The organism is Paenibacillus mobilis (genome assembly GCF_058267595.1).
The window spans coordinates 1-22,635 of the sequence record NZ_JBZCMS010000004.1 but is presented as its reverse complement, the minus strand read 5'-3'; the positions used below and the strand labels follow the sequence as shown (position 1 = coordinate 22,635).

General features: G+C 48.7%; 22 protein-coding genes. 7 read left to right on the top strand and 15 right to left on the bottom strand.

The window, feature by feature from the left end; all coding sequences use genetic code 11:
- Nucleotides 1–315 precede the first annotated feature (315 nt).
- Nucleotides 316–768, bottom strand: a complete 453-nt coding sequence (locus AC3ZPD_RS08750) for a HEAT repeat domain-containing protein (RefSeq protein WP_490983911.1) — start codon at nucleotides 766–768, stop codon at nucleotides 316–318.
- Between the two features lie 168 nt (nucleotides 769–936).
- Here AC3ZPD_RS08750 and tlp point away from each other — a divergent pair, with 168 nt between their 5' ends.
- Both tlp and AC3ZPD_RS08740 read left to right on the top strand, forming a co-directional pair.
- Nucleotides 937–1,149, top strand: coding sequence for a small acid-soluble spore protein Tlp (tlp, locus tag AC3ZPD_RS08745; RefSeq protein WP_490983910.1), 213 nt, complete (start codon nucleotides 937–939; stop codon nucleotides 1,147–1,149).
- A gap of 214 nt (nucleotides 1,150–1,363) precedes the next feature.
- Nucleotides 1,364–2,032, top strand: a complete 669-nt coding sequence (locus tag AC3ZPD_RS08740) for a DsbA family protein (protein WP_490983909.1) — start codon at nucleotides 1,364–1,366, stop codon at nucleotides 2,030–2,032.
- A 131-nt stretch (nucleotides 2,033–2,163) separates the two neighbouring features.
- On the opposite strand, the gene AC3ZPD_RS08735 is transcribed toward AC3ZPD_RS08740, so the two are convergent.
- Nucleotides 2,164–3,108: an alpha/beta hydrolase gene (locus AC3ZPD_RS08735; protein ID WP_490983908.1), complete on the bottom strand. Its 945-nt coding sequence runs from the start codon at nucleotides 3,106–3,108 to the stop codon at nucleotides 2,164–2,166.
- Between the two features lie 63 nt (nucleotides 3,109–3,171).
- Nucleotides 3,172–4,017 (bottom strand): SDR family oxidoreductase, encoded by an 846-nt coding sequence (locus AC3ZPD_RS08730; protein WP_490983907.1) that lies wholly within the window; start codon nucleotides 4,015–4,017, stop codon nucleotides 3,172–3,174.
- Between the two features lie 180 nt (nucleotides 4,018–4,197).
- Here AC3ZPD_RS08730 and AC3ZPD_RS08725 point away from each other — a divergent pair, with 180 nt between their 5' ends.
- Nucleotides 4,198–4,575, top strand: coding sequence for a MerR family transcriptional regulator (locus AC3ZPD_RS08725; RefSeq protein WP_490983906.1), 378 nt, complete (start codon nucleotides 4,198–4,200; stop codon nucleotides 4,573–4,575).
- Nucleotides 4,576–4,703: 128 nt separating this feature from the next.
- Entirely contained in the window at nucleotides 4,704–4,907 is a 204-nt protein-coding gene (locus tag AC3ZPD_RS08720; RefSeq protein WP_490983905.1) for a DUF2536 family protein, read from the top strand.
- Nucleotides 4,908–5,068: 161 nt separating this feature from the next.
- Here AC3ZPD_RS08720 and AC3ZPD_RS08715 read toward each other — a convergent pair whose 3' ends face one another.
- Nucleotides 5,069–5,836, bottom strand: coding sequence for an isochorismatase family protein (locus AC3ZPD_RS08715; protein ID WP_229752529.1), 768 nt, complete (start codon nucleotides 5,834–5,836; stop codon nucleotides 5,069–5,071).
- Between the two features lie 250 nt (nucleotides 5,837–6,086).
- Between AC3ZPD_RS08715 and AC3ZPD_RS08710 the strand changes: the two genes are divergently transcribed.
- Complete coding sequence (locus tag AC3ZPD_RS08710; protein WP_490983904.1) at nucleotides 6,087–6,968, top strand: polysaccharide deacetylase family protein; 882 nt, start codon at nucleotides 6,087–6,089, stop codon at nucleotides 6,966–6,968.
- Nucleotides 6,969–7,004: 36 nt separating this feature from the next.
- Entirely contained in the window at nucleotides 7,005–7,706 is a 702-nt protein-coding gene (locus AC3ZPD_RS08705) for an isochorismatase family protein (protein WP_490983903.1), read from the top strand.
- 180 nt (nucleotides 7,707–7,886) lie between these two features.
- On the opposite strand, the gene AC3ZPD_RS08700 is transcribed toward AC3ZPD_RS08705, so the two are convergent.
- The 10 genes from AC3ZPD_RS08700 to AC3ZPD_RS08655 form a co-directional block, all read right to left on the bottom strand.
- Nucleotides 7,887–8,615, bottom strand: coding sequence for a nuclease-related domain-containing protein (locus AC3ZPD_RS08700; protein ID WP_490983902.1), 729 nt, complete (start codon nucleotides 8,613–8,615; stop codon nucleotides 7,887–7,889).
- 184 nt (nucleotides 8,616–8,799) lie between these two features.
- Nucleotides 8,800–11,148 (bottom strand): alpha-xylosidase, encoded by a 2,349-nt coding sequence (gene yicI, locus AC3ZPD_RS08695; protein ID WP_490983901.1) that lies wholly within the window; start codon nucleotides 11,146–11,148, stop codon nucleotides 8,800–8,802.
- Nucleotides 11,149–11,187: 39 nt separating this feature from the next.
- Nucleotides 11,188–12,024: a carbohydrate ABC transporter permease gene (locus AC3ZPD_RS08690; protein WP_490983900.1), complete on the bottom strand. Its 837-nt coding sequence runs from the start codon at nucleotides 12,022–12,024 to the stop codon at nucleotides 11,188–11,190.
- On the bottom strand, nucleotides 12,024–12,974 hold the full coding sequence (locus AC3ZPD_RS08685; RefSeq protein ID WP_490983899.1) for a carbohydrate ABC transporter permease: 951 nt from the start codon (nucleotides 12,972–12,974) through the stop codon (nucleotides 12,024–12,026). Before AC3ZPD_RS08685 ends, AC3ZPD_RS08690 begins: the two co-directional genes overlap by 1 nt.
- A 129-nt stretch (nucleotides 12,975–13,103) precedes the next feature.
- Nucleotides 13,104–14,345, bottom strand: a complete 1,242-nt coding sequence (locus AC3ZPD_RS08680; protein ID WP_490983898.1) for a sugar ABC transporter substrate-binding protein — start codon at nucleotides 14,343–14,345, stop codon at nucleotides 13,104–13,106.
- A gap of 371 nt (nucleotides 14,346–14,716) precedes the next feature.
- Nucleotides 14,717–15,769 carry a substrate-binding domain-containing protein gene (locus tag AC3ZPD_RS08675; RefSeq protein ID WP_490983897.1) on the bottom strand — a complete coding sequence of 351 codons (1,053 nt, stop codon included), beginning with the start codon at nucleotides 15,767–15,769 and terminating at the stop codon, nucleotides 14,717–14,719.
- 413 nt (nucleotides 15,770–16,182) lie between these two features.
- Nucleotides 16,183–17,472: an ABC transporter substrate-binding protein gene (locus AC3ZPD_RS08670; protein ID WP_490983896.1), complete on the bottom strand. Its 1,290-nt coding sequence runs from the start codon at nucleotides 17,470–17,472 to the stop codon at nucleotides 16,183–16,185.
- Nucleotides 17,473–17,515: 43 nt separating this feature from the next.
- Nucleotides 17,516–18,781 (bottom strand): ABC transporter substrate-binding protein, encoded by a 1,266-nt coding sequence (locus AC3ZPD_RS08665; protein WP_490983895.1) that lies wholly within the window; start codon nucleotides 18,779–18,781, stop codon nucleotides 17,516–17,518.
- Between the two features lie 246 nt (nucleotides 18,782–19,027).
- A complete protein-coding gene (locus AC3ZPD_RS08660; RefSeq protein WP_490983894.1) occupies nucleotides 19,028–19,597 on the bottom strand; it encodes an SF0329 family protein in 570 nt (189 codons plus the stop codon).
- A 359-nt stretch (nucleotides 19,598–19,956) separates the two neighbouring features.
- Nucleotides 19,957–20,616, bottom strand: a complete 660-nt coding sequence (locus AC3ZPD_RS08655; protein ID WP_490983893.1) for a nitroreductase family protein — start codon at nucleotides 20,614–20,616, stop codon at nucleotides 19,957–19,959.
- A 209-nt stretch (nucleotides 20,617–20,825) separates the two neighbouring features.
- On the opposite strand from AC3ZPD_RS08655, the gene AC3ZPD_RS08650 reads away from it, so the two are divergent.
- Nucleotides 20,826–21,164 (top strand): winged helix-turn-helix transcriptional regulator, encoded by a 339-nt coding sequence (locus tag AC3ZPD_RS08650; protein ID WP_490983892.1) that lies wholly within the window; start codon nucleotides 20,826–20,828, stop codon nucleotides 21,162–21,164.
- 111 nt (nucleotides 21,165–21,275) lie between these two features.
- On the opposite strand, the gene AC3ZPD_RS08645 is transcribed toward AC3ZPD_RS08650, so the two are convergent.
- On the bottom strand, nucleotides 21,276–22,259 hold the full coding sequence (locus AC3ZPD_RS08645; RefSeq protein ID WP_490984292.1) for a tRNA dihydrouridine synthase: 984 nt from the start codon (nucleotides 22,257–22,259) through the stop codon (nucleotides 21,276–21,278).
- Between the last annotated feature and the right edge of the window lie 376 nt (nucleotides 22,260–22,635).

The following is a 22,635-nucleotide window of genomic DNA, read 5'->3' as shown; positions in this document are numbered from 1 at the left end:
ATCATAACAAACGAAAGGGGATGGAGAAAACTGGCCTAACGTTCCAGTTTTTACTCCAGGGATTTCAACCGGCTGCAAACGTGCGTCCCGATTCAGAACATTAGTCCCGTATCCTCTCGAAAGTAAATGTTTTGCAATTAAATTTTACGAAACTCATTATAATCAGAACCGAAATCAAAGTAAACGAGTCGTGGCTGAACCAAGGATAACCTGAAAGCAAAAAACCTCTTTGAACTTGAACGCTCCAACGGTGAACTTCGTCAATAAACCGGGGTGCTGATCCTGATCAAAGAGGTTTTTTAGGTTTGTTATCTTTTATTTGCCCGCCGGCGTTCCAAGCTCGGACCACATTTTCTGCAGCCAGGCATCAAAATCCTCGCCTTTTTCGCCTTCATAAGCGTCATAGATATCGATACGCATTTTCTTGAATTTTTCCTTGAAGTCCTCATAGGCATGATCGCGTGGAAGACTTTTTTTGATGCGAAGCAAAATCTTGGATACCCCTTTAACGGGCTCCGGTTTATTTGGAGAAGGCGCCTTCGCGTCATAGCCAAAAGCTTTGAGCTTTTGATAGGCGGCATTTTGGACGGTATATACCGGATCACTCTCCAACAGGCGGGTCAAAATATCGATGACCTGTTTATGGTCGAAACGGCCCAGCTCCTCCACGGCAGCCAGACGCGCTCTCCAATCCGCCGTGCGGTTGGCCTGTTTTTTCAGCTCGGCGTAATTCTCCGGCAGTTCATTTACGATTTCTTCTTGGCTCAAACGAAACAATCCCCTTTTCCTAAGTACAGATAGTGCAATTTTACCCTAACGGCGGGCGGGATTCAATTGGACGGGAGGCTCCTTTCCATAATTTCCTTCATTCCTGCGTATAGCTTTCAATTAAATCATGCATCCTAACAGCGATTCTTAGAAAAAGGAGGGAATACCGTGCCTAAACCGGATAACCGCAAGGATAATGCCGTTCATCTGCAGCAGCATATCAATCACACGATTGCGAACCTGAACGAAGCCGAGGAATATCTCGATGAGCATGCCGATGAAATTTCCGCGGCCGAAAAACAGGATATCGAAGCCAAAAACGATAACCGCAAAATGAGCCTCAAGGGTTTCCGCGAGGAAATCCAGGACGAAAGCAAATAACGGATAGCAGATAAGGGAGCCTTTTCCTTGGAAAAGGTTCTTTTTTATGAGATCCATGACCTTTTTCAATAGATAAATTCGGCTACAAAGCACCCGCCAGCTTACGGGAAGTTACCCGGGAAGTGGTGGGCGACATCCCCAGCTTGGCCGTACCCGTCCACAAACGCTTGCTTACGGTCTATCCGACTCCCCGGTCGGTCTGGCGGCCTGGATCATGGAGAAATTCCACGCCTGGAGCGATTGTGAAGGCGACCTGCAAAAAATATACTCCTGGGATGAATTAATCACCCATATCATGATCTATTGGGTGACTGACACGGCAGCCTCCTCTACGCGTATGTATTATGAAAACGGAAACGGTTTGCCGCCGCTTGGCTATATCGAAGTCCCGACGGGCCTGGCCTTATTCAAGGCGGATGTGCTGCCGCCTCCCAAAAGCTGGGCTTCCCGCAACCTGAATATCACCCGCTGGACCTCCATGCCGCGCGGCGGGCATTTTCCCGCACTCGCGAGCGGCCAGGTTCAGTATGTGATCAAACATTACGACAAGCCGCGCGAAATGCTGTTGTACGGCACCTTGGCGAACGCCTTCCTGGATTATGGGGATCCGCAGCGGGTCTATGAGCTCATGAAAGAGCTGTTTGCCAAACAAAACCGCTGGAGCGAATCGGACAGCCATTCGATTAAAAAGCTGCTGGTGGAAGAATACGGCTTGCAGGAGCAGCCGGACAACATTGAGTTAAGCCTGCAAATCACGGCCGAAGCGATGAAACGCAAAGTAAAGATGGTCCCGACCGTATTCATAAACAACAAGGAATTTCAGTTCCCTGCGGAGCTGAATGCAGGCCAGTTAAAGCAGGAAGTCGAGCGGGCTTTGGCCTAAGGAAACGAACGGATCAGGCTAAATAACGAATACTTAAATGAAATGCACCTTCTTGGACAGCGAACGCTGACAGGGAAGGTGCATTTTGGGGTTTAGGAGATTAGATGCAGCTGATTAGGCCGGGCAGCCGATCATTTGTGCAGAGCTCTTGCTAAAGCCGAATAATATTCCCGGGTCGCCCGCCGGCTGATTTCCGCAGAAGGAAAATACTCTTCAAAGCCATGGAAACAGCCGGGGTACAAATGAAATTCGGCAGGTACGCCGGCCTGCGTCAGCCGGGATACGTAATCGATCGTTTCATCGCGGAACGGATCCAGATCCCCGACACAGGTGTAAGTGGGCGGAAGTCCCGATAAATCGGCGGCCCGTGCCGGAGCGGCATAAGGAGAAACCTCCTCCTGCTCTCCTAGATACATCTCCCAGGCCAGCCGGGTTTTGGCCGTGCTCCATACACGCTCATCCGTGATTTCTTGGCTGGATCGGGTGACGATCCGGTCGTCAAGCATCGGGTAAAGCGGCATTTGGAACAGGATTGAGGGGCCCTTCCGGTCCCTGGCCAAAAGGGACAAAGCGGCCGTTAAACCGCCCCCGGCACTAGGGCCCATAACGGCGATTCTCAAAGGGTCGCTGCCCAGCTCCTGCGCGTGCTCGGAGAACCAGCGAAGCGCGGCGTAACAATCTTCGAGCGGAGCCGGAAAAGGATGCTCCGGCGCCAGCCGGTAATCTGCGGATACGATGACACAGCCGAGCTCCGCCGCCATTTGCTGCAGGGCAGGATCCATCATATCCGCAGAGCCTAGAATATAACCTCCGCCGTGAATGTAGAGAACGCCTGGAAGAGGGACATTTTTCCCGGGCGGCTGGTAAATCTTGATTCGTACATCCGGGTCTCCTGCTGCTCCCGGCGCATAGGCCTCGGTAATCCTTACGGCATCATGGGCAGGCAGCGATGCAGCCACGGCGGCGGCAAACAGCTGCATCTCTTCCCTTTTGTCCTCTAAATTGTCCCGGGTATACAAGACCTCCGGCAAAGCGTTAAATCCTTCTTTAAGTTCAGGGTGCAATCTCTCCTTCATCTTCCAACCCACCATCCTTTTGGAGCAGAATCTTCAAAGCTTAGCTTATGCCATCAGCCTTCATCAGTTTTGGCTGTTGTTCCACGCCGTCTGCCCCAGCAGCTCCCGCATGGTCGCCATATAGGTTTCTTCCGATTGGGTCCATCTCAGCCTTGCCGTTTCCTCCGCGTCCGGACCTGCGAGGTAACGGAGCCGATCCGACGGATCGCACGCTGCGGCGTAGATTTGTTCGGCGACCTGCTTCTCATCCGCGTTCTCAAACGGATAATGCAGCATCGTTCGCATCATATGATCAAAATAGGGCTTGTACGCTTCAGGAATAGCCAAGTCTTTGGTGGCGGCCATCGTGTTGGCGGCGAAATGGGTGGTCCGCATGGCGCCGGGTTCTACCAGCTTGACGGCGATATTTTGCGATTCAAGCTCGAACGAAAGCGCCTCTGTAAATCCTTCGACGGCATGTTTGGTCGACACGTATACCGTCAGGAGCGGATTGGACGTAAAACCAACGTTCGAGGTGATGTTAATAACCGTACCGCCGCCTTGCTCACGGAAATACGGGGTAATAGCCTGAACGACGTTCATGACGCCAAAAACATTCGTTTCGAACACGCTGCGGACAGTCTCCATCGGCGTTGCCTCAAAGATGGACAGGATGCTGACGCCGGCGTTATTCACAACGGCGTCGATCCGTCCGAACCGCTGGATTCCGGCGTCAATGGCTGCCTTGATCGTGGCCGGGCTGGTCACGTCCAGTTCCATTACGCATATTTTCTCGGGATAATCCTCTTCCAAACGCTTATCAGCCTTACGCATTGTTGCTACTACATTCCATCCTTCTTCGGCAAATTTTCTGGCAGCCGTATTTCCCAGCCCGGTTGAACTCCCGGTAATCAATACCGTTTTGGTCATTGAAGACCCTCCTCTTCCACTGGTTTATGATTGCTCCTTTAGCTTACCGGGCTACAGCCGCTCTAAGTCAAATGAAAAACCCTATCCTTTATGGACAAGGGGGTTATAGACTCAAGGCAAGCCGGGATTATAAAATAGAGTAGAGTAACTCTAACCTCGATAGGCGGTGAAAGGTCTTTTATGGCTTATACCCTTAAGGAAGTTGTTAAGCAAACGGGGATATCCCCGTATACGCTGCGTTTCTATGAGAAGGAAGGCGTGCTGCCTGCGGCAGAGCGGGATGCAAACGGGGTCCGTAAATTCAGCGACCATTTCGTCGACTGCGTAGAGATGGTCCAAGCGCTGCGTTCGACCGGTTTGCCGCTGGCGGAAATCAAACAATACGTTGAACTGTACAAAAGCGGAGACCGCACCCTGCCCCTAAGAAAAATAATGCTCGCCAGCCAAAAAAACAAAGTCGAGGAACAAATAGGACTGCTGATGAAAACACTGGAAAAACTCAATTACAAACTGGCGCTGATCGACGCCCAGGAAAACAAATTTGAAAGGCTGCCGTAGGGCAGCCTTTTTGGCAAAGCTAAAGGAGCTAATGGGATTGGGCGGCGAATGCGCTAAAGAGGGCAGAAAACCTTGCGGGAACCTTTAACTTTTTTGCTACAATAGAATTGCAAGCAGGAGGTGAAACCGTGAATATTACCTTGGATACAATTCAGGATAAAATAGAGTTTTTTCAGGCTTACGATCTTAAGGTTCTGGAAAAAACGATCGAGGATCGCATCGACATTAACAAAGCTTTAATGCTCAAGGTTCATTCGGTGCAGCATCAGGCCGCCTTCGACCCGGTCCGAAACCAGCTGCAGTACAGCGCCGTGGTTCATTTTAAGGCTTAAACAGGCAGAAACCTATGTTAAATACATATGGCTGAGCAATAAAAAATGCGGCGGTAAAAAGAGGCACGTTTGCCGGCTTTGGCCGCAAACAAACAAAGGCTTGGGGGCGTGCGGCGCTTCCCAAGCCTTGTTTGTTTCAGATCGAATTTCGGCAATAACCATTAACCCTTACGCTCCTGCAAATATTGCAGCACTTCCCTCAGCTTCACCACATCGCCAAACTTGCGGTCGATATCGCTCAAATTGTTGCGATGCACAAGGTCGTCGCGGTCGCCGACCGCTTCGGCGGGTATGATCGGACGCATGGCGTATTGGATCGTTTCGGTCGCCATGGAACGGACGGCGCCGCTCGTGGAGAAGCCGCACAGGATCAGCGTATCGCAGTCGAAAGAACGAAGAAGGGGCAGCAAATCCGTATCGGAATAAACCGTGTAATATTTAGTAAAAATCTTGCGATCCGTTTGTCTCACCTTGATGCGGGGATCGATTTGGATCTCCGCCGGATCATGGGCGAGAGCCTCCATGGCAGGCACCTTGCGGAGAAATAGGTTCAGCGCCGGATCCTTTGGATCGAAATAAGAATTTGAAAAAATAACCGGACACCCCGTCTTATGCGCCGTATCCACCAGTTCGCTAATATGGGCGATCTCCTTATCCCATTCGCCGTGCATGGCCGAATCTTTGCTTGTGAACGCGGTATTGCAATCCATAACGAGCAGCACAGGGTGATCGCCGAAGCCGAAGCGGCCGGAGAATCCGCGGTTCAAATAATACTGCTCGATTTCCTCCGTGGAATAACGGCGTTGTCCCCCCGGCGTGTAATAGACGCGAATGCCGTACCCTTTTACAATGTCATCCTTCTCCAGCCTGCGCAAGCTCGTCGGAGAGACGCCAAGCAGCTTGGCCGCTTCCTGGATGGCTACTAACATAGGTATATCCTCCGTTTTGATGCTTCTCTTCTACTTAGTTTGATCGAATATCCTCCATCTTATCTTATCGACTCATTCCCGGCAACTTGTAAGGCTGAAGAAAAAGTCGCCTTTTATGTCATATATATGTTAGGTTTATTCACAAAAAGTTATTGACCCCTTCGGATTTACCGATATAATTATGGTATGTTTTGAATAAGTTTGGTTAGGTTTTATCGAATTTTACTCAAAATTGAAGGAGTGAGAGAAAATGAATCATGAAAGGTTCGATTTTGTTCCAATTGTCGACAGAGAAACGCTGCCTCTGCCGGGCGGTGCCCGCGTAGCTTTGTGGGTCGTCCCGAATATCGAGCATTTTCACTTCGACCTGCCCAGTACGTCCATTGCACCGGTTACCGCCGGACTTGTCCCCGACATCATGAATTATTCCTGGCGCGACTACGGCAACCGTGTCGGGGTCTGGCGGTTGATGGACCTGATGGATAAATACGGAATCAAGGGAAGCGCAACGCTGAACAGCGAAGTGTGTGAAATGTATCCGCAAATCATGGAAGCAGGAATGAAGCTCGACTGGGAATGGCTCGGACACGGGCAAACCAACTCTCGCTTCGTTGTCGGCATGGAGGAAGAAGAGGAACGGCAAATTATCCGCAATGTGCGCGATACAATTACGGCCGCCACGGGTAAGGCACCGAAGGGATGGCTCGGACCGGCACTGTCGGAAACCTTCAGTACGCCGGACATTCTTGCCGAGGAAGGTTTTACCTATGTCGCCGATTGGGTGAACGACGAGCAGCCTTATCCGATGAAGGTCCGCAGCGGCTCGCTGTACACGATTCCTTACTCCATTGAGATTAATGATATTACCGCTATTCTGAACCTGAACTATACCGCCGAGGAATTTGCGCAGTCCATCATCGATCAATTCGATGTGCTCTACGAGGAAGGCGGCCATACCGGCAAAGTGATGTCGATCTGCGTGCATCCGTTCCTGATCGGCCATCCTTTCCGGAGCAAATATCTGGAGAAAGCTTTCAAGCATATCCGCAGCCGTGAAGACGTCTGGATCGCAACAGGCAGCGAAATCGTCGAGTATTGGAAATCCGCAGCGGCCAAAGCGGCAACCATATAAAAGAACTCCCTCTGGGAAGGAAAGGGGTATACCCTCATGGATCAAACTACGATTAAAGAATGGATGAAAGCCATTCCGGAACCGGAATGGACAACATACCGCAAGGCAGGTTTTATGGAGGAAATGGAGGCCGGACAGCGGATGGCCCTGCTGGTCGTTGATGCCACTTACGGTTTTACCGGCTCGGAAGGACTTACACTGGAAGAGTCCATCGCGGAGTTTCCGACCGCCTGCGGCCCCGCTTCCTGGGAGGCGCTGCCGAAAATCGCGCAATTGCTCGGCTTGTTCCGAAGCATGAATCAGCCTATCATCTTTACGCGCGGCGACGATTATAACAGCACCTATGCCGGCGGAGCCGTCAAGTCGAAAAGCAAGCTCGATATGAGCGGAAAGTTCAATAAGTTCCCTGACCTCATCCAACCGCTGGAGAACGAGTGGGTGCTGGACAAAACAAAAGCGAGCGCCTTCTTCCAGACCTCGCTCACCGCTCATCTGATTCGGGAGGGCGTGAACACCGTAGTCGTATGCGGCGTATCCACCTCCGGCTGCGTGCGGGCAACGGCCGTGGACAGCCACTCCCATGGCTTCACCACCTTCGTCATCGACGAATGCTGCTTCGACCGCTCCTATTTCTCCCACTGTACGAACCTGTTTGATCTGAACGCCAAATACGCTAACGTGCTTTCGCTCGCGGAATTCCAGACCCTTTTGCCGGCAGCACAATCGGTTTCGCTGTAAATTCTACCTGCGAAATTGAGCGGAAGCAGGGCATGCTTTAATGATGAATTAAGACATGGGATTTGGGGCGAGGAGACACGTGAAGAGCTGTTTGGGATAGACCATTACCGATTAAGCACGTGACTTTAAACGTCAAAAAGCTGATTCCTGCGAAGTGCAGGGATCAGCTTTTTAGTCTTTTTAAGATGAAGTCTTTTGTCCATGTCCAGAGGACGCACTGCTCTTAGTCGTTTTGATGCTGTCAATATGCTGCTGACGGATGGCCGGATCCGTGATATTGGCCTGTTTAAGCTCATCGTATATCTTTTGAATTGTTTCAGGATTGAACAGAGGTTCCGGCTTCTCCGTTTTTAACCGGATGAGCTTTCTGGATATAAACTCGGACAGCTCAGTGTCATAAACGATAAGTTCGTCCGAATGGATTTTTCGAAGTTCCAGGTCAATGCTGAACCTGCATCTCATCGTAAATGAAACCAACGAAACAAACCTCAGATTCGTCTCATCAGCAAGCAAATTTTCTACGGCCTTGATGTGCCCATAATTCTGCATCAAGGGGTTATACATCTTAAACCGGTTGCTGACGGACCATTGTTTGTCGGAACGCCCGCCTTTGATCTCACCGTTGTAGTTTTTGGTTTCAATAACGAATAAGGCATAAGGAGTGATAACCAGGTGGTCGATCTGCGAATAACCCGTCCGGGACTTCGGATTTTTTACCATAAGATCGCTAAGTGATTTGCAGTCCTTCGGCAGCTGATCCAGCTGAATATTGATCTTGTGCTCGCCTAATTCCCCGATTCGGCCGGCTTCTACTTTCCTGCGGGATTTGGATGCTGCGGCTGAGGGTGGCTTCTTAGAAACCTTAGCTGGCTGCGGCTTTCTAAATAGCGCGAGTATTTTATTTAGCATAAGGGAATCTCCGTTCTTCGAGTTCTAAACACGATTATTAATAAATTTATCGGTTTAACCTCACCATAAACTTAACATTCACTGGCGAAGGCGCTGTTCCCCTTATGAAGGCGCGATCCCCCTATGCTTTTAGCTTTTTTTCTACCTTTGTTATACCGAATGCCCCTACGACTTCACCTGTCCGCTATTTCAGCCGAACGATCACAGCTCTGTCCCCCGTTTCATCCGGCGTCAAAAGCAGGCCTTGCGGCGTTTGCTCGGCAGAAGCGCCGGTGACCGACTCCACCTCGTCAACGTTTCTCAGGACGAGATGCCACGGCTTGCCGGCAGCTTGCGCCTGCTGCGGCTGCACTTGCGCCGTAATGCAGATTTCCCGGCCTGCTCTTTCCGCATTTACCTGAAGCTCCCGCTCGGCTTTGGTGCTGTAGACGACCGTCTCTGCGGAAGCTCCGTCCCGCAGCTCGAACAGATGAAGGCAAACGCCGTCCGCATAATCATAATCCGGCCGCTGTTCATTTTGCCCGACAGCAAGCAGCGTGTTCTCGCGGACGAACAGCGGCAGGCTGAAATAATCGTAATTCTCCGCATACCACTGTCCCCCTTCCCGCTGTTCGCCGGTCAGCAGATGTGTCCAGCGTCCCCGGGGCAAATAATAGCTGCCTTCGCCGCGGTTGTTGAAGACCGGCGCCACCAGCAGCTTGTCGCCAAGCATGTACTGCAGGTCCAGCGGCGCGCAGTTCGGATCGTCCGCAAACTCCAGCACCATGGAGCGCATCACCGGAAGCCCCGCTTCCACCGCCTCCACCGCTTTGCCGTACAAATAAGGCATCAGCGTGCATTTCAGCTTGGTGAAATAGCGAAGCACATCCACCGCCTCTTCGTCGAACAGCCACGGCACGCGGTACGACTCGTTCCCGTGCAGCCGGCTGTGGGACGACAGCAAACCAAACGCGGACCAGCGTTTGTACAGATCCGGCGTCGCCGTGCGCTCGAACCCGCTGATGTCGTGGCTCCAGAAGCCGAAGCCGCTCATACCGAGGGACAAGCCGCCTCGCAGCGTCTCCGCCATGGAGGCGTAAGACGCGGAGCAGTCGCCGCCCCAGTGAACCGGGAACTGCTGACCGCCGGCAGTGGAGGAACGGGCGAACACCATCGCTTCGTTTTTCCCGCGGACTTCTTCCAGCGCTTCGAATACCGCCTTGTTGTACAGGAACGTATAATAGTTGTGCATTTTAACGGGATCGGAGCCGTCGTGATAAACGACATCCGTCGGGATCCGTTCGCCGAAGTCGGTTTTGAAGCAGTCGACGCCCATCCGAAGAAGCTCGATCAGCTTGTCTTTGTACCATCGCACCGCAGCCGGATTCGTAAAGTCGACCAGGCCCATGCCCGACTGCCAGCGGTCCCACTGCCAGACGGTGCCGTCCGGATTTTTCACCAGATAGCCGTTCTGCTTGCCTTCCTGGAACAGGTCCGACTTCTGGGCGATATACGGATTGATCCAGACGCAGATGGAAAGCCCTTTGCTTTTAAGCCGTTCCAGCATGCCCTGCGGATCCGGAAAAACATCCTCATCCCACTTGAAGTCGCACCATTGGAATTCCTTCATCCAGAAGCAGTCGAAATGGAACACATGCAGCGGGATATCCCGCTCCAGCATCCCGTCCACAAAGCTGTTGACCGTTGCTTCGTCGTAGTTGGTCGTAAACGAGGTGGTCAGCCACAACCCAAACGACCAGGCCGGCGGCAGCGCAGGTTTGCCGGTAAGCGCCGTGTAATTGCCGAGCACGTCCTTGAGCGTATCCCCGCCGACGATGTAATATCTCAGCCTTTCGCCGGGAACGCTGAACTGCACCTTGGAGACGATTTCGGAGCCGACTTCATAGGAAACCCGTTCGGGGTGGTCCACAAAAATACCGTATCCGTAATTGGACAGATAAAACGGGATATTTTTATAAGCCTGCTCGCTGGAGGTTCCGCCGTCTTCGTTCCACATGTCGACCGTCTGCCCGTTCTTCAGGTAAGGGGTAAAACGTTCGCCGAGCCCGTAGATGTATTCTCCGATCCCAAGATCAAGCTGCTCGCGCATGTAGACCTCCGGGCCAAGCAGGGATTTGATGTAGGCCGGACCTTTATAGCCCGTGCCGGTCAATCTCCGGTCCCCGTAACGATAGTCCACCTGCCAGCCCTGCATCAGGTCGATGTTTACGCTCAGTTCGCCGCTGGCGAGGCGGGCAATGCCGCCCTCCTTGCTGACGGATACGGCTGCAGCCGGGTCCTGCCGGACTTCGAATTTCGGAGCCGCTTCATCGACGTCATTATGGATGTATTCGACGCAGATGACGTTTTTCATCGGGGAGCTGTAGCGGACGGTCAGCAAGGTGGTGTTCAGGGTTGAGCCTTTGTGTTCGATTTTTTTGGTCGAGGCATAAACCGTCACCGCATCCTCAGCCAGCTTCACATCCCGGATTTCAACCGGATATAAAACGTTTAAGCCTGTTCTGACATGCCAATAACCATCAGTAAATTTCATCGCAAATGCTCCTATCCTTTATATTTTTCTAGTTCAAACTCAATCCTTCATGGAACCGGATACAATTCCGCCAACCACATAACGCTGCAGAGCGACGAAAATGATAATAATCGGCAGCGCCGCAATCGTGGCGACCGCCATCAGATTGTTCCACTCGGTCCCGTATTGGCCGATGAAGCGGTACAGGCCCAGCGTCAGCGGGCGGACGGCGTCGTCTGTCGTCAAGGTGAGCGCAAACACGAAGTCCCCCCACCCGAACAGGAAGCAGAACACGGCGACCGTCATCATGCTCGGCACGACCAGCGGAACCATGATGCGGATAAAAGCGGTAAACTTGTTGCAGCCGTCGATCGCCGCCGCTTCCTCAAGCCCTTTGGGCAGCGCCATGAAGGAAGGCCGCAGAATCAGGACCGCAAAAGGCAGCGCGTGAATCATATCCGCCAGAATAAGTCCCAAATAATTGTCAACCAAATGCACCTTGGAAAACATGATAAACAGCGGCATCGCCATCGTAATGCCCGGCAGCATCTGGATCGCGAGCAGCAAAATCATGATCAGCGCTTTCCCTCTGATATTCAGCCTGGCCAGCGCGTAAGCGCCCGGCACCGCAAAAATCAAAGTCAACACCATCGTGCCGATCGCCACGATAAAGCTGTTGCCGATATACCGGAGCATATCCTGGTTGTGAATGAAGTTGTCGGCGTAAGCCTGCCCCGTCGAATTCGCAAGTCCGAACTTCAGCGGCGTCGAAAACAAATCCGTAATCGGGGTGAGCGACGTTTTGATCATCCAATAGACGGGGAACAGGAACAGCGCCGTCAGGATCACCGAAACGAGGGTGAGCAGGTATGTTTTTCGGGAATAGGCGGTACTCATTATTGGGCTTCCTCCTTCCGCGTCATGTTCAGGTAAACGATCGCCAGCAGGATCAGAATAATAAACATCACCATCGATACGGCTGAACCCTGACTAAATTCAAACTTCGTAAAAGACAGCTGGTACGAATAAATCGGCAGCACATTGGAAGAGTTGACCGGGCCGCCCGCCGTCATGATAAAGATCAGGTCGAACACCTTAAACGTATTGATAATGCCGAGCATTAGCAGGATAAGAATCGTTGGTTTCATCAGGGGCAGCGTAATCTTCCTGAACTGCATCCCCCGGCTGGCCCCGTCCAGCTTGGCGGCTTCGTACAGCTGCTCCGGCATGCTTTGCAGACCGGTGAGCAAAATGATCATATTAAACGGAATGCCGATCCAGATATTGGCCACGATCGTGGACATCAGCGAAGTCCGGTTATCGCTGAGCCAGCTGTGCGGTTCATGGATGATCCCCAGCCACTGCAGCACATAATTGACGACTCCATAGTCGCCGTTCAGCATCCACTGGAACACCGAGGCGCTGATCACGACCGGCAGCATCCAGGCGAGCAGCATCAGCGAACGCATCAGATTTCGTCCGGGGAACCTCCAGTTGAAGAACAACGCAAACGCAAAACCGATGCCAAACTGGAAAAGCAGACTGAATACCGTAAAAACAACGGAATTCCGCAAAGCCGTATAAAACACCGGATCTTTAAACGTTTCGATATAGTTTTCCAAACCGGCAAAGGCATGCGCTTTCTTGAAGTTGTAGACGTTCACGTCCTGAAAGCTCAGCGTCACATTATACAGAATTGGGAACAGCACAAACACGAGCACAAACAAAACGATCGGCAAAATGAATAGGTAATTCGTCCACGCGGTAAATAAGCCGGATCGCGTCCGGGGATTGGCCTGCGGCATCGTTGGGCCAGCCGGGATCGTTGAGACCGTTTTGGATTCCATGACGGATTCCTCCTTTCGGAATTTCATCGCATAGGGGGTGGCGTACGCCGATCATGCGGCGTGCACACGCCAACAGAATTGTTATTGAAACATCGTAAAAATATCGTTAGTGCGCACCTCGCACACCGCTTAATCGGCCTGCTGTTCCTCAAGTAATTTATGAATGGCAGCGCTGGCTTTTTTCTGAGCGGCTTCCGGCGTTTCCGCACCGGTAAAGGCTTCCTGCATCATCGTTTGAATCGCTTCGGAAATGCTCGCATAATTCGGGCCGTAAGCCCGCGCTTTGGAATCCAGCATGCTGTCGGCAAAAACCCTCATTCTTTCATCCGACTGCCAAAACGGATCTTGAAGCAGATCCCCTCGGCTCGGCAGCCGTCCGTTTGTCTTCAAAAGCTCCTTCAGCCGGTCCGGCTCGTTCGCAAACTGGATGATGTCAAACGCCGTTTCTTTGTGTTTGGAGGCTGCGGAAATCGCCCAGTTTTCTCCGCCAAGCACGGTGGCCGACTGCTGATCGGCCGGCAGCGGCACAACGCCCCAGTTCACTTTCGAATTCTGATCCAGGAATGGAATCTGCCAGGTGCCGTTCTCCATCATCGCCAGCTTCCCTGCAGCAAACTGCGTGGCAGTGTCCGCCTGCTTCTGGGTCACGATTTCCCGGGACATATACCCTTTGTTGACCATATCCGTCAGCAGGGTTAGCGCTTTCAAAGTTCCCGGTGCATCAAAGTCCGTAACATCGGCTCCTGCCTGTAGCAGAAACGGCAAAAATTGAAACGTACCTTCCTCCGTTTTGACTGCACTCATCGCAAAACCAAACACATTGCCTTTCGTCAGCTTGGCGGCCGCTGTCTGCAGTTCCTCCCAATTGGTCGGCGGCTTCAGGCCGGCCTGCTCCAGCATATCTTTGTTGTAAAAAAGGGCCAGGTTATTGCTGCCTACCGGCACCCCGTAATTCCGTCCCTCATAAACGGTCGATGACCACGGTCCTTTTACGTATTTATCGGCTTGCCCCCAGGCCTTCACTTCGTCCGTAATATCGGCGAGCACGCCCGCCGCGGCAAAGGTTTGATGGTCGGCGCTGTCGATCCACAAAATATCCGGCCCTTTGTCGCCGATCGAACCGAGCAGCAGCTTCGTCTTGATATCATTGTAGGAAAGATAAGTCCGTTTGATTACGACATTCGGATGGACCGCCTCATATTCGCTAATAATCTTGTTGATGGCATTCACGCTGCCCTCCGTTGTCATCGTGTCCCACCAGGTAATCGTCTGCTTCCCGCCGTCCGCTTGGCCGGTTCCGGAGCAGGCTGTGACCGTCAGCAGCAAAAGGACCGCAATTACGGCGGATAACATCTTTCTTGTTTGGCTCATTTGAACGCTCCTTTCTTTGCCTGGTAAGGCGGCCTGAAGGGCCGCTTCTAGCTAAAAAAACGGTTTCATTTCTCTCTCTGGCAAGCCCTCAGGTGACCCCTGCAGCTTGAGCACGAACATTAGAATATGGGCATTAGAATGTGGGCACTAGAATGTGGGCACTAGAACATAGCCGTAGAACATAGCCGCTAGAATAGGAGCCCAATATAGAAAAAGCTCTCTTCACCCCGGTTTTGCATCCCCCCTTTCAAGGAATAAATTACTGATTGAAATCAATAACAAAATGATGTACGTACATCATTTTACTCCGAATAACTCCACTCCCTTGCAGGGAATGGATGATAAGGCCGGATATCTACTACTTTCCGGTATTAAATGTAATATCTCGCGTTCTCCCGGGTCACCAGCTCAAGTTTGGTGATATGCTCCTTCAAATCAATAGGTTCATTATAAGCAAGATAATCAAAAAGAGTTTTGACCGCCAGGTAGCCCTGATTCACCGGATCTTGGCAAATCGTTGCCGAGACAAGCTGCCGCTGCAGGTCCTCATAAATTTCCTCCGTCATATCATGGCCGATGAGCGGCACCTTTCCGGTCAAGCCCGCCTGCTCCAAATGTCTGGCAACAATATGCAGCTTGGCGCTGGTCACATAAACCGCATCCACCCGGGCGAACAAGTCTGCGAATATGCCGGGCAGATCATATTCTTCCTGCTTCAGTTTAAGCAGCTGGGTCAGCTGCGCCCGCTGTTCGGCGACCACTTCGCGGAAGCCGGTGATTTTTTGCTGGAGCTGGAACGTAGTGGCCGAAGGAATCGAAGAAGCATCCGAGGTAATCAGACCAAACTTCGCTCCGGGCCCTGTCATTTTGCACAGCATATCCGCAGCGAGCCTGCCGGCAATCCGATAATCGCAGCCGACGTAAAACAACCGTTTGCTGAACGGCGAGTCGTTGTTGAAGGTACAAACCGCGATGCCTTCGTCCATGGCGCGGTCGATCAGCTCGGCCATTTCCTCCGAATCGTTCGGCGAAACCGCAATCGCGTCAAACGCCTTGCTGTCGATAATATCCTGAACCACCTGCTTCTGCTTCTCCATATCGTATTTCTCCGATTTGAACAGCTCGATCCGCAGCCCGTAATCGCGCAGTTCCTCCGTCGCCACTTCTACGCCTTTCTCAATCTGGCTCCAGAAATAATCCGGCAGCTCGGGGAACACGACGGCGACCGAAATCTCCTTCTTCCGCGACAGGAAACTCGCCGATTTATTCGGCTTGTAATTCAGTTCGCCCAGCTTCTCCATCACTTTCCGGTACGTCTCGGGTTTTACGTTGCCCCGGTTATTCAGAACCCGGTCCACCGTCGCAACCGAAATGCCGATCTGCTGGGAAATTTCCTTTAAAGTCATTCGTTTCGTCTCGTTCATAAATCGCTCCGCAACTGTATTCGCTTTCATATGGCAATGATAAAAACTGTTTTTATGTTGTAGGTTAGGTGTTGTCACGATCATAACGCCGATTTTTTTTAGGTGTCAATAAAATTTGATTAAAAATTTCGATATTTTGATGTACGTACGTCATTTAACGACTCGTTCAACGAGTACATAAAAAAACGCCTGCTTTACAAGCAAGCGTTCCTAACGACATCATAATACCATCTTCACAAACTTCACATCCGCCGGAGCAAACTCATAGTCCTTCAGCTTCGGGATGTATCCACTCCATACAGTCGTGATCGACAAGTTCAATCTCATCCGCGACAAAGGTCGCCTTATAGGCAAACAATCGGATAGGTACCACAGAATAGAGCAGTGGAGAGCTTTCGCTGAGCATCTATTGACTACCCATTTGATTTATTCTCCATATCTAATAATAACAACTGCTCAGCTCCATATTTTTCAACATTACTCAGCCCTTCATAAGAATCTATCTCTCCCCCGATGATTTTCCAGAGCATTTCAGACAAATAAGAATTAAAATTACTTATGAATTCATCGGATGTTTTATTAATTCTTTTATTTACTTCATGCATATTAAGATTGGCTTTCATGTTGTACAAAAAGTTTATTGGATTTGTTTCATCCGTTTGAGCCGAAGCAGCCATAGTGGCCGGAAGCATGCCACCTGCATTCTGCCTAAAAATAATATTTGATGGATCGTTCAATATATATTGAAGAATTTTTACGGCATCATTTGCATGTGCCCCATCTTTATTGACAGATATAGAAGGACCCAGATCTATAGGAATCGTAGAATCTTGGCTTGGCAGCGGCACAACTCCCCATTCGAATGGAGCCTTTGTGCTTGTTAACTGATTAAACAGGCTCTCATTGGCAATTGTCATAGCCGCTGTCCCGTTCATAAAATTGTTTTCCGTGTTGGACTGTACTGCATTTACCACCTCGTCATTGTAAAGGGATTTCATATCATTAATAATTTTATTCCAGCTTTCTGAATTCAGAATCATTTTTGCGCTGTTTTTATCGATATATGTCAGATTCTCCGAAAGACCTATGTACTGAAATAATACATTGGGGTCAGGATTAGGAAGGTATAATCCAAGAAAGCTCGAATGGCTAAATCTTAAAGCCGTATTTACAAAATCGGTCCAATTCATAGTCATAGAGGGTTGTGAAATCCCCAAACTTGTAAACGCATTTTTATTATAAAACAACGCCTGAGAACTGAATGATACAGGTATGCTATATATGTCCCCCCCGCCATTAAATTCCAACACATCTTGAACAGCTTGCGGGATGAGCTCTATTGTTTTTGAACCTAAACTCGCGCGTAGAGGCTGAAGCCTGTCCTGCTCTCTTAATATCTGTTCCTGCCCGGGGGTCAGGAATAATAAATCTGGCTTTTCTTCTGCTACGAGCTTAGGCAAGGTCACTTGTAAGGGGTCTGTTTCCTTAAATAACCGGTCTATAGAAATTACTTTAAAAGTTATGTTCGGATATTTCATTACTATGTAATTTCCATAATCTTTATAAAAATTAGATCCTGAATATAATACGGTTAATTCATAGGTATGATCTTGATCAAATAAATTATTTTCCTTAGCACTAGAACATCCCGACAACATGACACACAGCAATACTGAAATAGTTAATAACAACTTTGCTTTCAATAGGTTCACCCTTTTAAATTAGCTATAGTAAACATACAACTAATCATTTTTTATAGGTTGCAGCAAAACTTTGAATATCTTCCAGACCTTTTTGAACGTCAATATCATTATTTATGATCAATTTAATTGTGTCCTTATATTTATCTTGGATTTCTGGCGGGATCTCTGCAAACAAATTCATGTTTCTTATTGCATCTAAATTCGCATCACCCGTATACATAAAATGAAGTGGATGTGACGAATCCATCGCTATTGGAGACTCTATCGATGAAGAAAGCAGGGAGTTCATATTTTGAAAAACGGTTGCCATTTGTTTAGATAATAAATAATGAATTAACAAGCTGCTCGTCTCAGGGTTTCCGCTATATTTAGATACCGCAACCAATCTTTCTGTAGAAATATTCAATTGATTTGAGCTGTTTTGGGGGAGTTGAATAACATTCCAGTTGAACTTAGTACCTGATGACTCTAAATCCTTGTAGAAGTTAGTTGAAGCTATTGTCATTGCAGCCTTTCCTGCTAAAAATAAATCCTCATCCGCTTCATCATCCCATGTACTTATTGCTCCCTGTTCAAACAACGGTTTAATCTGATTTACTATATTAGCCCAGCTATCTGTGTTAATTACCAAATTTAATTTACTCGGCTGAACCATAGTAAGCCCTTCTAGGCTCCCGATTTCCCTTACTAACGCACCTGGATCCGAAGGATAAAAAAGCCCAGACTCTCCGGAATTTGTAAATCGCCCTGCTAAATTAAGCAGTTCAGGCATGGCCATAGTTTCTTCTGGTAGGCTAACACCGTTTTCCATAAAAATATCCGTGTTATAATATAAGGCTTCCCCCTCATAAGCGAGTGGAATATTGTATATAGCCCCATCTCCCGAAGATTCTAGGGCTTTTCTTATACCTGGATGTAAGAGGTTCAATGTATCTTTTCCTAATAGGGTATTTAAAGAAAGAAGTTGCCCTTCTTCTTGCAACTTTGCCATTAAGAAATCAAAAGCTCCTATAATTAAATCAGGTTTATTTTCTGCGACCAAATTAACAAAATCCTGTGCCATATCCGCGCTTTGATATACTTGTTTGAAAGGCATCACTTGAAATTTAATATTGGGGTACTCCGTATTAATGAAATTCCCAAAATCATTCATAAAGGACTCATCATCATAGGCCACTACTTTTAGTTGGTAAATAGTATCCTTTTTAAAGCTTTTAATGCTCTTCTGATTAAAACTACAGCCAAATATCATGCTGAATCCTAACACTATTAATAAAATTTTTACAAGCCTCAAAATCTTCGCCCCCATATAAACCACCGATTTACATTATTATACATATCATCCATTATAACTTACGTATGTTGCAAGATGTAATTAAGAAATGCAATATTTAAAAGACTGATTCTGATTTCTCAAAGAGAAAAATATATATAGTGAGAGTAACAATGCTGATTAGCATTGTTATGGAGTTGGTTTTAAAGGGAAGTTTTCAGGCTATATGCCGTCTAAGCAAAAAGACGCACAGGAGTTTCCTGGCGTCTTCTTTCGTTTACATCACAACGCACTGCGCCGCAGCTCATAAAAATACTGCACAACGGGATGCTTTAGCTTCATTTTCTCGGCCATGTTTAAAATCCGCTTTTTCCCCACTCTTTTGTCCACCAAAGCCAGAACATTCATTAAGATATCGTTGCTCTCCATGCTGTCCTCTATAGAAGTAGTTAAAAACTTATTAGCTAAAGCGGTAAAATTGGACTTACTTAAGGAGGACTGAGCCGCCATAAGTTCTTTTGCAAGTTCTGTCATTTTTCTGTTTCTGGCAATGACGATAAGCCGATCCTCCGGAACGTTGCCTTTGGTCTCTTTTCTAACTGCCTCGATTTCTTCCGAGCTAATAGGAATTTCAATCCCTGGGTCATTTTTGACTTCCAGTTCCGTTTGATACCAGCGGATACCGCTGGTTTTATCCCTCATATCGAATACATTCTTTTTATCTACCGAAATATAAGAGCTCCCTGCTTTATCCGGTAAATAGCGGTAACTTGTTGCCCGGTATTCAACCCTGCCATGTAACGCAGGACTGAGAAAACTCTCCAGCTGCTGCTTTAATTTACTCCAGGACATATAATCCCCCTATATGGTTAGGCTTCTGCCGCTAACTTCGATACAATTGCCGATTGCCTTATCCCAAAAAAACACCCCGCCAAGATGATGGGGGATGCCTCCACATTCGCTGTTTGATTAGCGCTCTTCTCCATGACCCAATAGTGCAACATCAGCATCAATTTCACGACTCCATTCTACCACACGGTCCGCAAAATACTAAAATCCCCATTAATGGTCAATAAGGTATCAGGTGCCGAAGTTCCTTGATCTCCGCGAAAAACACAAAAACTGCACCTCCAATTGTTAGTTTGGTTAACAATCGGCGCGGTGCAGTTCATATCCTTTGTCTTCTTTTTATATAACATAAATGATTAATATCAAGCCTTAGGCAATTCATTAAAGAAAGCGACATCTTCTATCGGTAATCTTAACGTCCGGTGTCCGGGCTTTGCCGCCTTACCGATGGCGATGAGCATAACTGGAGCGTATCTCGCCGGAATGTCAAACTCTTCTACAAATTTTATTGGGTCAAAACCGCCCATCGGGACCGTATCATAGCCTTTAGCACGAGCGACAAGCATGAGCTGCATGGATACCAGGCCACTATCAATAAGTACTTTTTGGAGTACATTTTCTGGAGGCATACTCGCGAAAAGTCTTTGGTAGCGCTCCACGAATGATTTAGCTGTTTCTTCAGGCATGTACCCCGCATCGACCGCCATCCCGTAAACCTTCTCGGCCATTGTATAACCTTCCAAATCTCCGAGTACCGCAATGACGGCTGAAGCCTCGATCACTTGCTGCTGGTTGTTGGCGATCGGAAGCAGTTTTTGCTTTAGCTCCTGCGAATCGATGATGAGAAACCGCCACGGCTGGAGATTGGCGCCAGAAGGAGCCAGCGTAGCTAGCTGCAATATATCTTTTATTTCCTCCCGTGAGATTTTCACTTCGGAATCATAGTACCTTACAGATCTCCGATCTTGAATAACATCAAAAAACTGAGCCTCCACCTTCTGAGACGATTGATCAATGGACATACTTATCTCCTCCTCATAATTACCTTGCCCCATGCTGGCACAATATGTTCTAAATAATTAGCAGTGGACCTTCAAAACCAATTCAACCCTGGCAGTTAAATAAGCTCTGTTGTTACTATAAATTATTAAGTATATACTTTAAAGTAGACACATTATTTTTATATAGCTCTATAAATTAGACTAACTATACAATAGTAAGGGATGATTTTGTGGATATCAGCAAAGAGGACGAACAATGTCTCGTCTCCATTCGCGAGGCTTTGGAGGTTGTTCGCGGAAAATGGGCTATTTTAGTACTCACCTTGCTTAGTCTGGGCCCTCAGCGATTTAATCAGATGCGAAGACATTTAAACAACGTCAGCATCAAGTCTCTAACGGATGTCTTGCGTCACTTTGAGCAGCATGGAGTCATCAACCGCCAGGTGTTCCCTACTTCACCTGTTACAGTTGAGTATTCGCTAACAGATAAAGGAAGGGCGTACATCCCTGTACTTCGGGAAATGCGCATATGGGGTGAAACCTGGGGAGGAACATCGGAAGCACGTTGATGACGACGAACCCCCGCTTAGGTTAAATAAAAGCTTAGACTGGCTCCTGAAAATGAAACGGCGACAGCTAAGGACAAGAAAATAAAGTCCTAAACTGTCGCCGTTTAACCTCTACCGATCCTCCGCACCATCTTGATCTCTGCTACCAAACTCATCGAGCAACGCACGCACTTCACCCGTCGACTTGGCACTCATTAAGTTATTTCTTAATTCACTGGCCCCGCGGAATCCACGGACATAGATTTTGAAGAAGCGGACAAGAGCACTGAAGGAACGTCGCATCTGCGCTGAATATTGATCATGAAGATCCAGATGCAGCCTTAACAGATCAAGCAATTCTTCGCTGCTGTGCTCCTTTGGTTCCTTCTCAAAAGCAAACGGATTTTGAAAAATCCCCCGCCCAATCATAATCCCATCCACCCCATATTGCTCAGCGAGCTTAAGGCCAGTCTGACGGTCAGGAATATCCCCATTGATGGTCAGAAGTGTATGTGGCGCGACTTCATCACGCAGCTTCTTAATCTCCGGAATCAGTTCCCAGTGAGCGTCTACTTTGCTCATTTCCTCTCTGGTCCGCAGGTGAATGGACAGATTGACAATGTCCTGCTTCAAAATGTGGGTTAACCAGTCGCGCCATTCGTCTACTTCCGTAAAGCCGAGCCTTGTTTTTACACTTACGGGCAGTCCCCCGGCTTTGGCGGCTTGGATGATGTCCGCTGCGATTTCGGGACGGCAGATCAGGCCGCTCCCCTTACCATTTTCCGCTACATTGGCTACAGGACAACCCATATTGATGTCAATGCCTTTAAACCCATCCTCCGCCATCCCGATACTCATTTGACGAAAATATTCCGGCTTATCTCCCCAGATATGGGCTACAATCGGCTGTTCATCCTCTGTAAAAGCCAGCCGCCCGCGCACACTTTGGTTCCCCTCCGGGTGGCAGTAACTCTCTGTATTCGCAAACTCCGTAAAAAACACATCCGGTCTGGCCGCTTCACTTACCACATGACGAAATACAACGTCCGTCACATCTTCCATGGGTGCCAGTATAAAAAATGGTCGTGGCAAATCACGCCAAAAGTTATTTTCCATATCAAAAACCTCTCTATAGATCACAGGATAAAGCTTTATCCCGATTAATAAAATTAACAAAATAAACAAATAAACCTGCTCATGTCTCTGCTGCTTCTTCACTTCTTCACTTCTACACTTCTACACTTATAGCATGTTTAAGCAATGTAGATCAAACGACAGTATATGTCAACAGTAGGCAATTATACGAATACATTATAGCCTATATAAGCCAGGCAAGCGCAAACTCACTTAAAATACAAAAAGAGGGGGCGTGAACTGTACCCTTTGTCAAGGACACTTGTAAAAAAAGGGACTTGTGGTTTTAAGCCGCAGATAAAAGATGATTCCTGTACTGTACAGGAGTCATCTTTTTACGTCCCCATTGATATCTGTG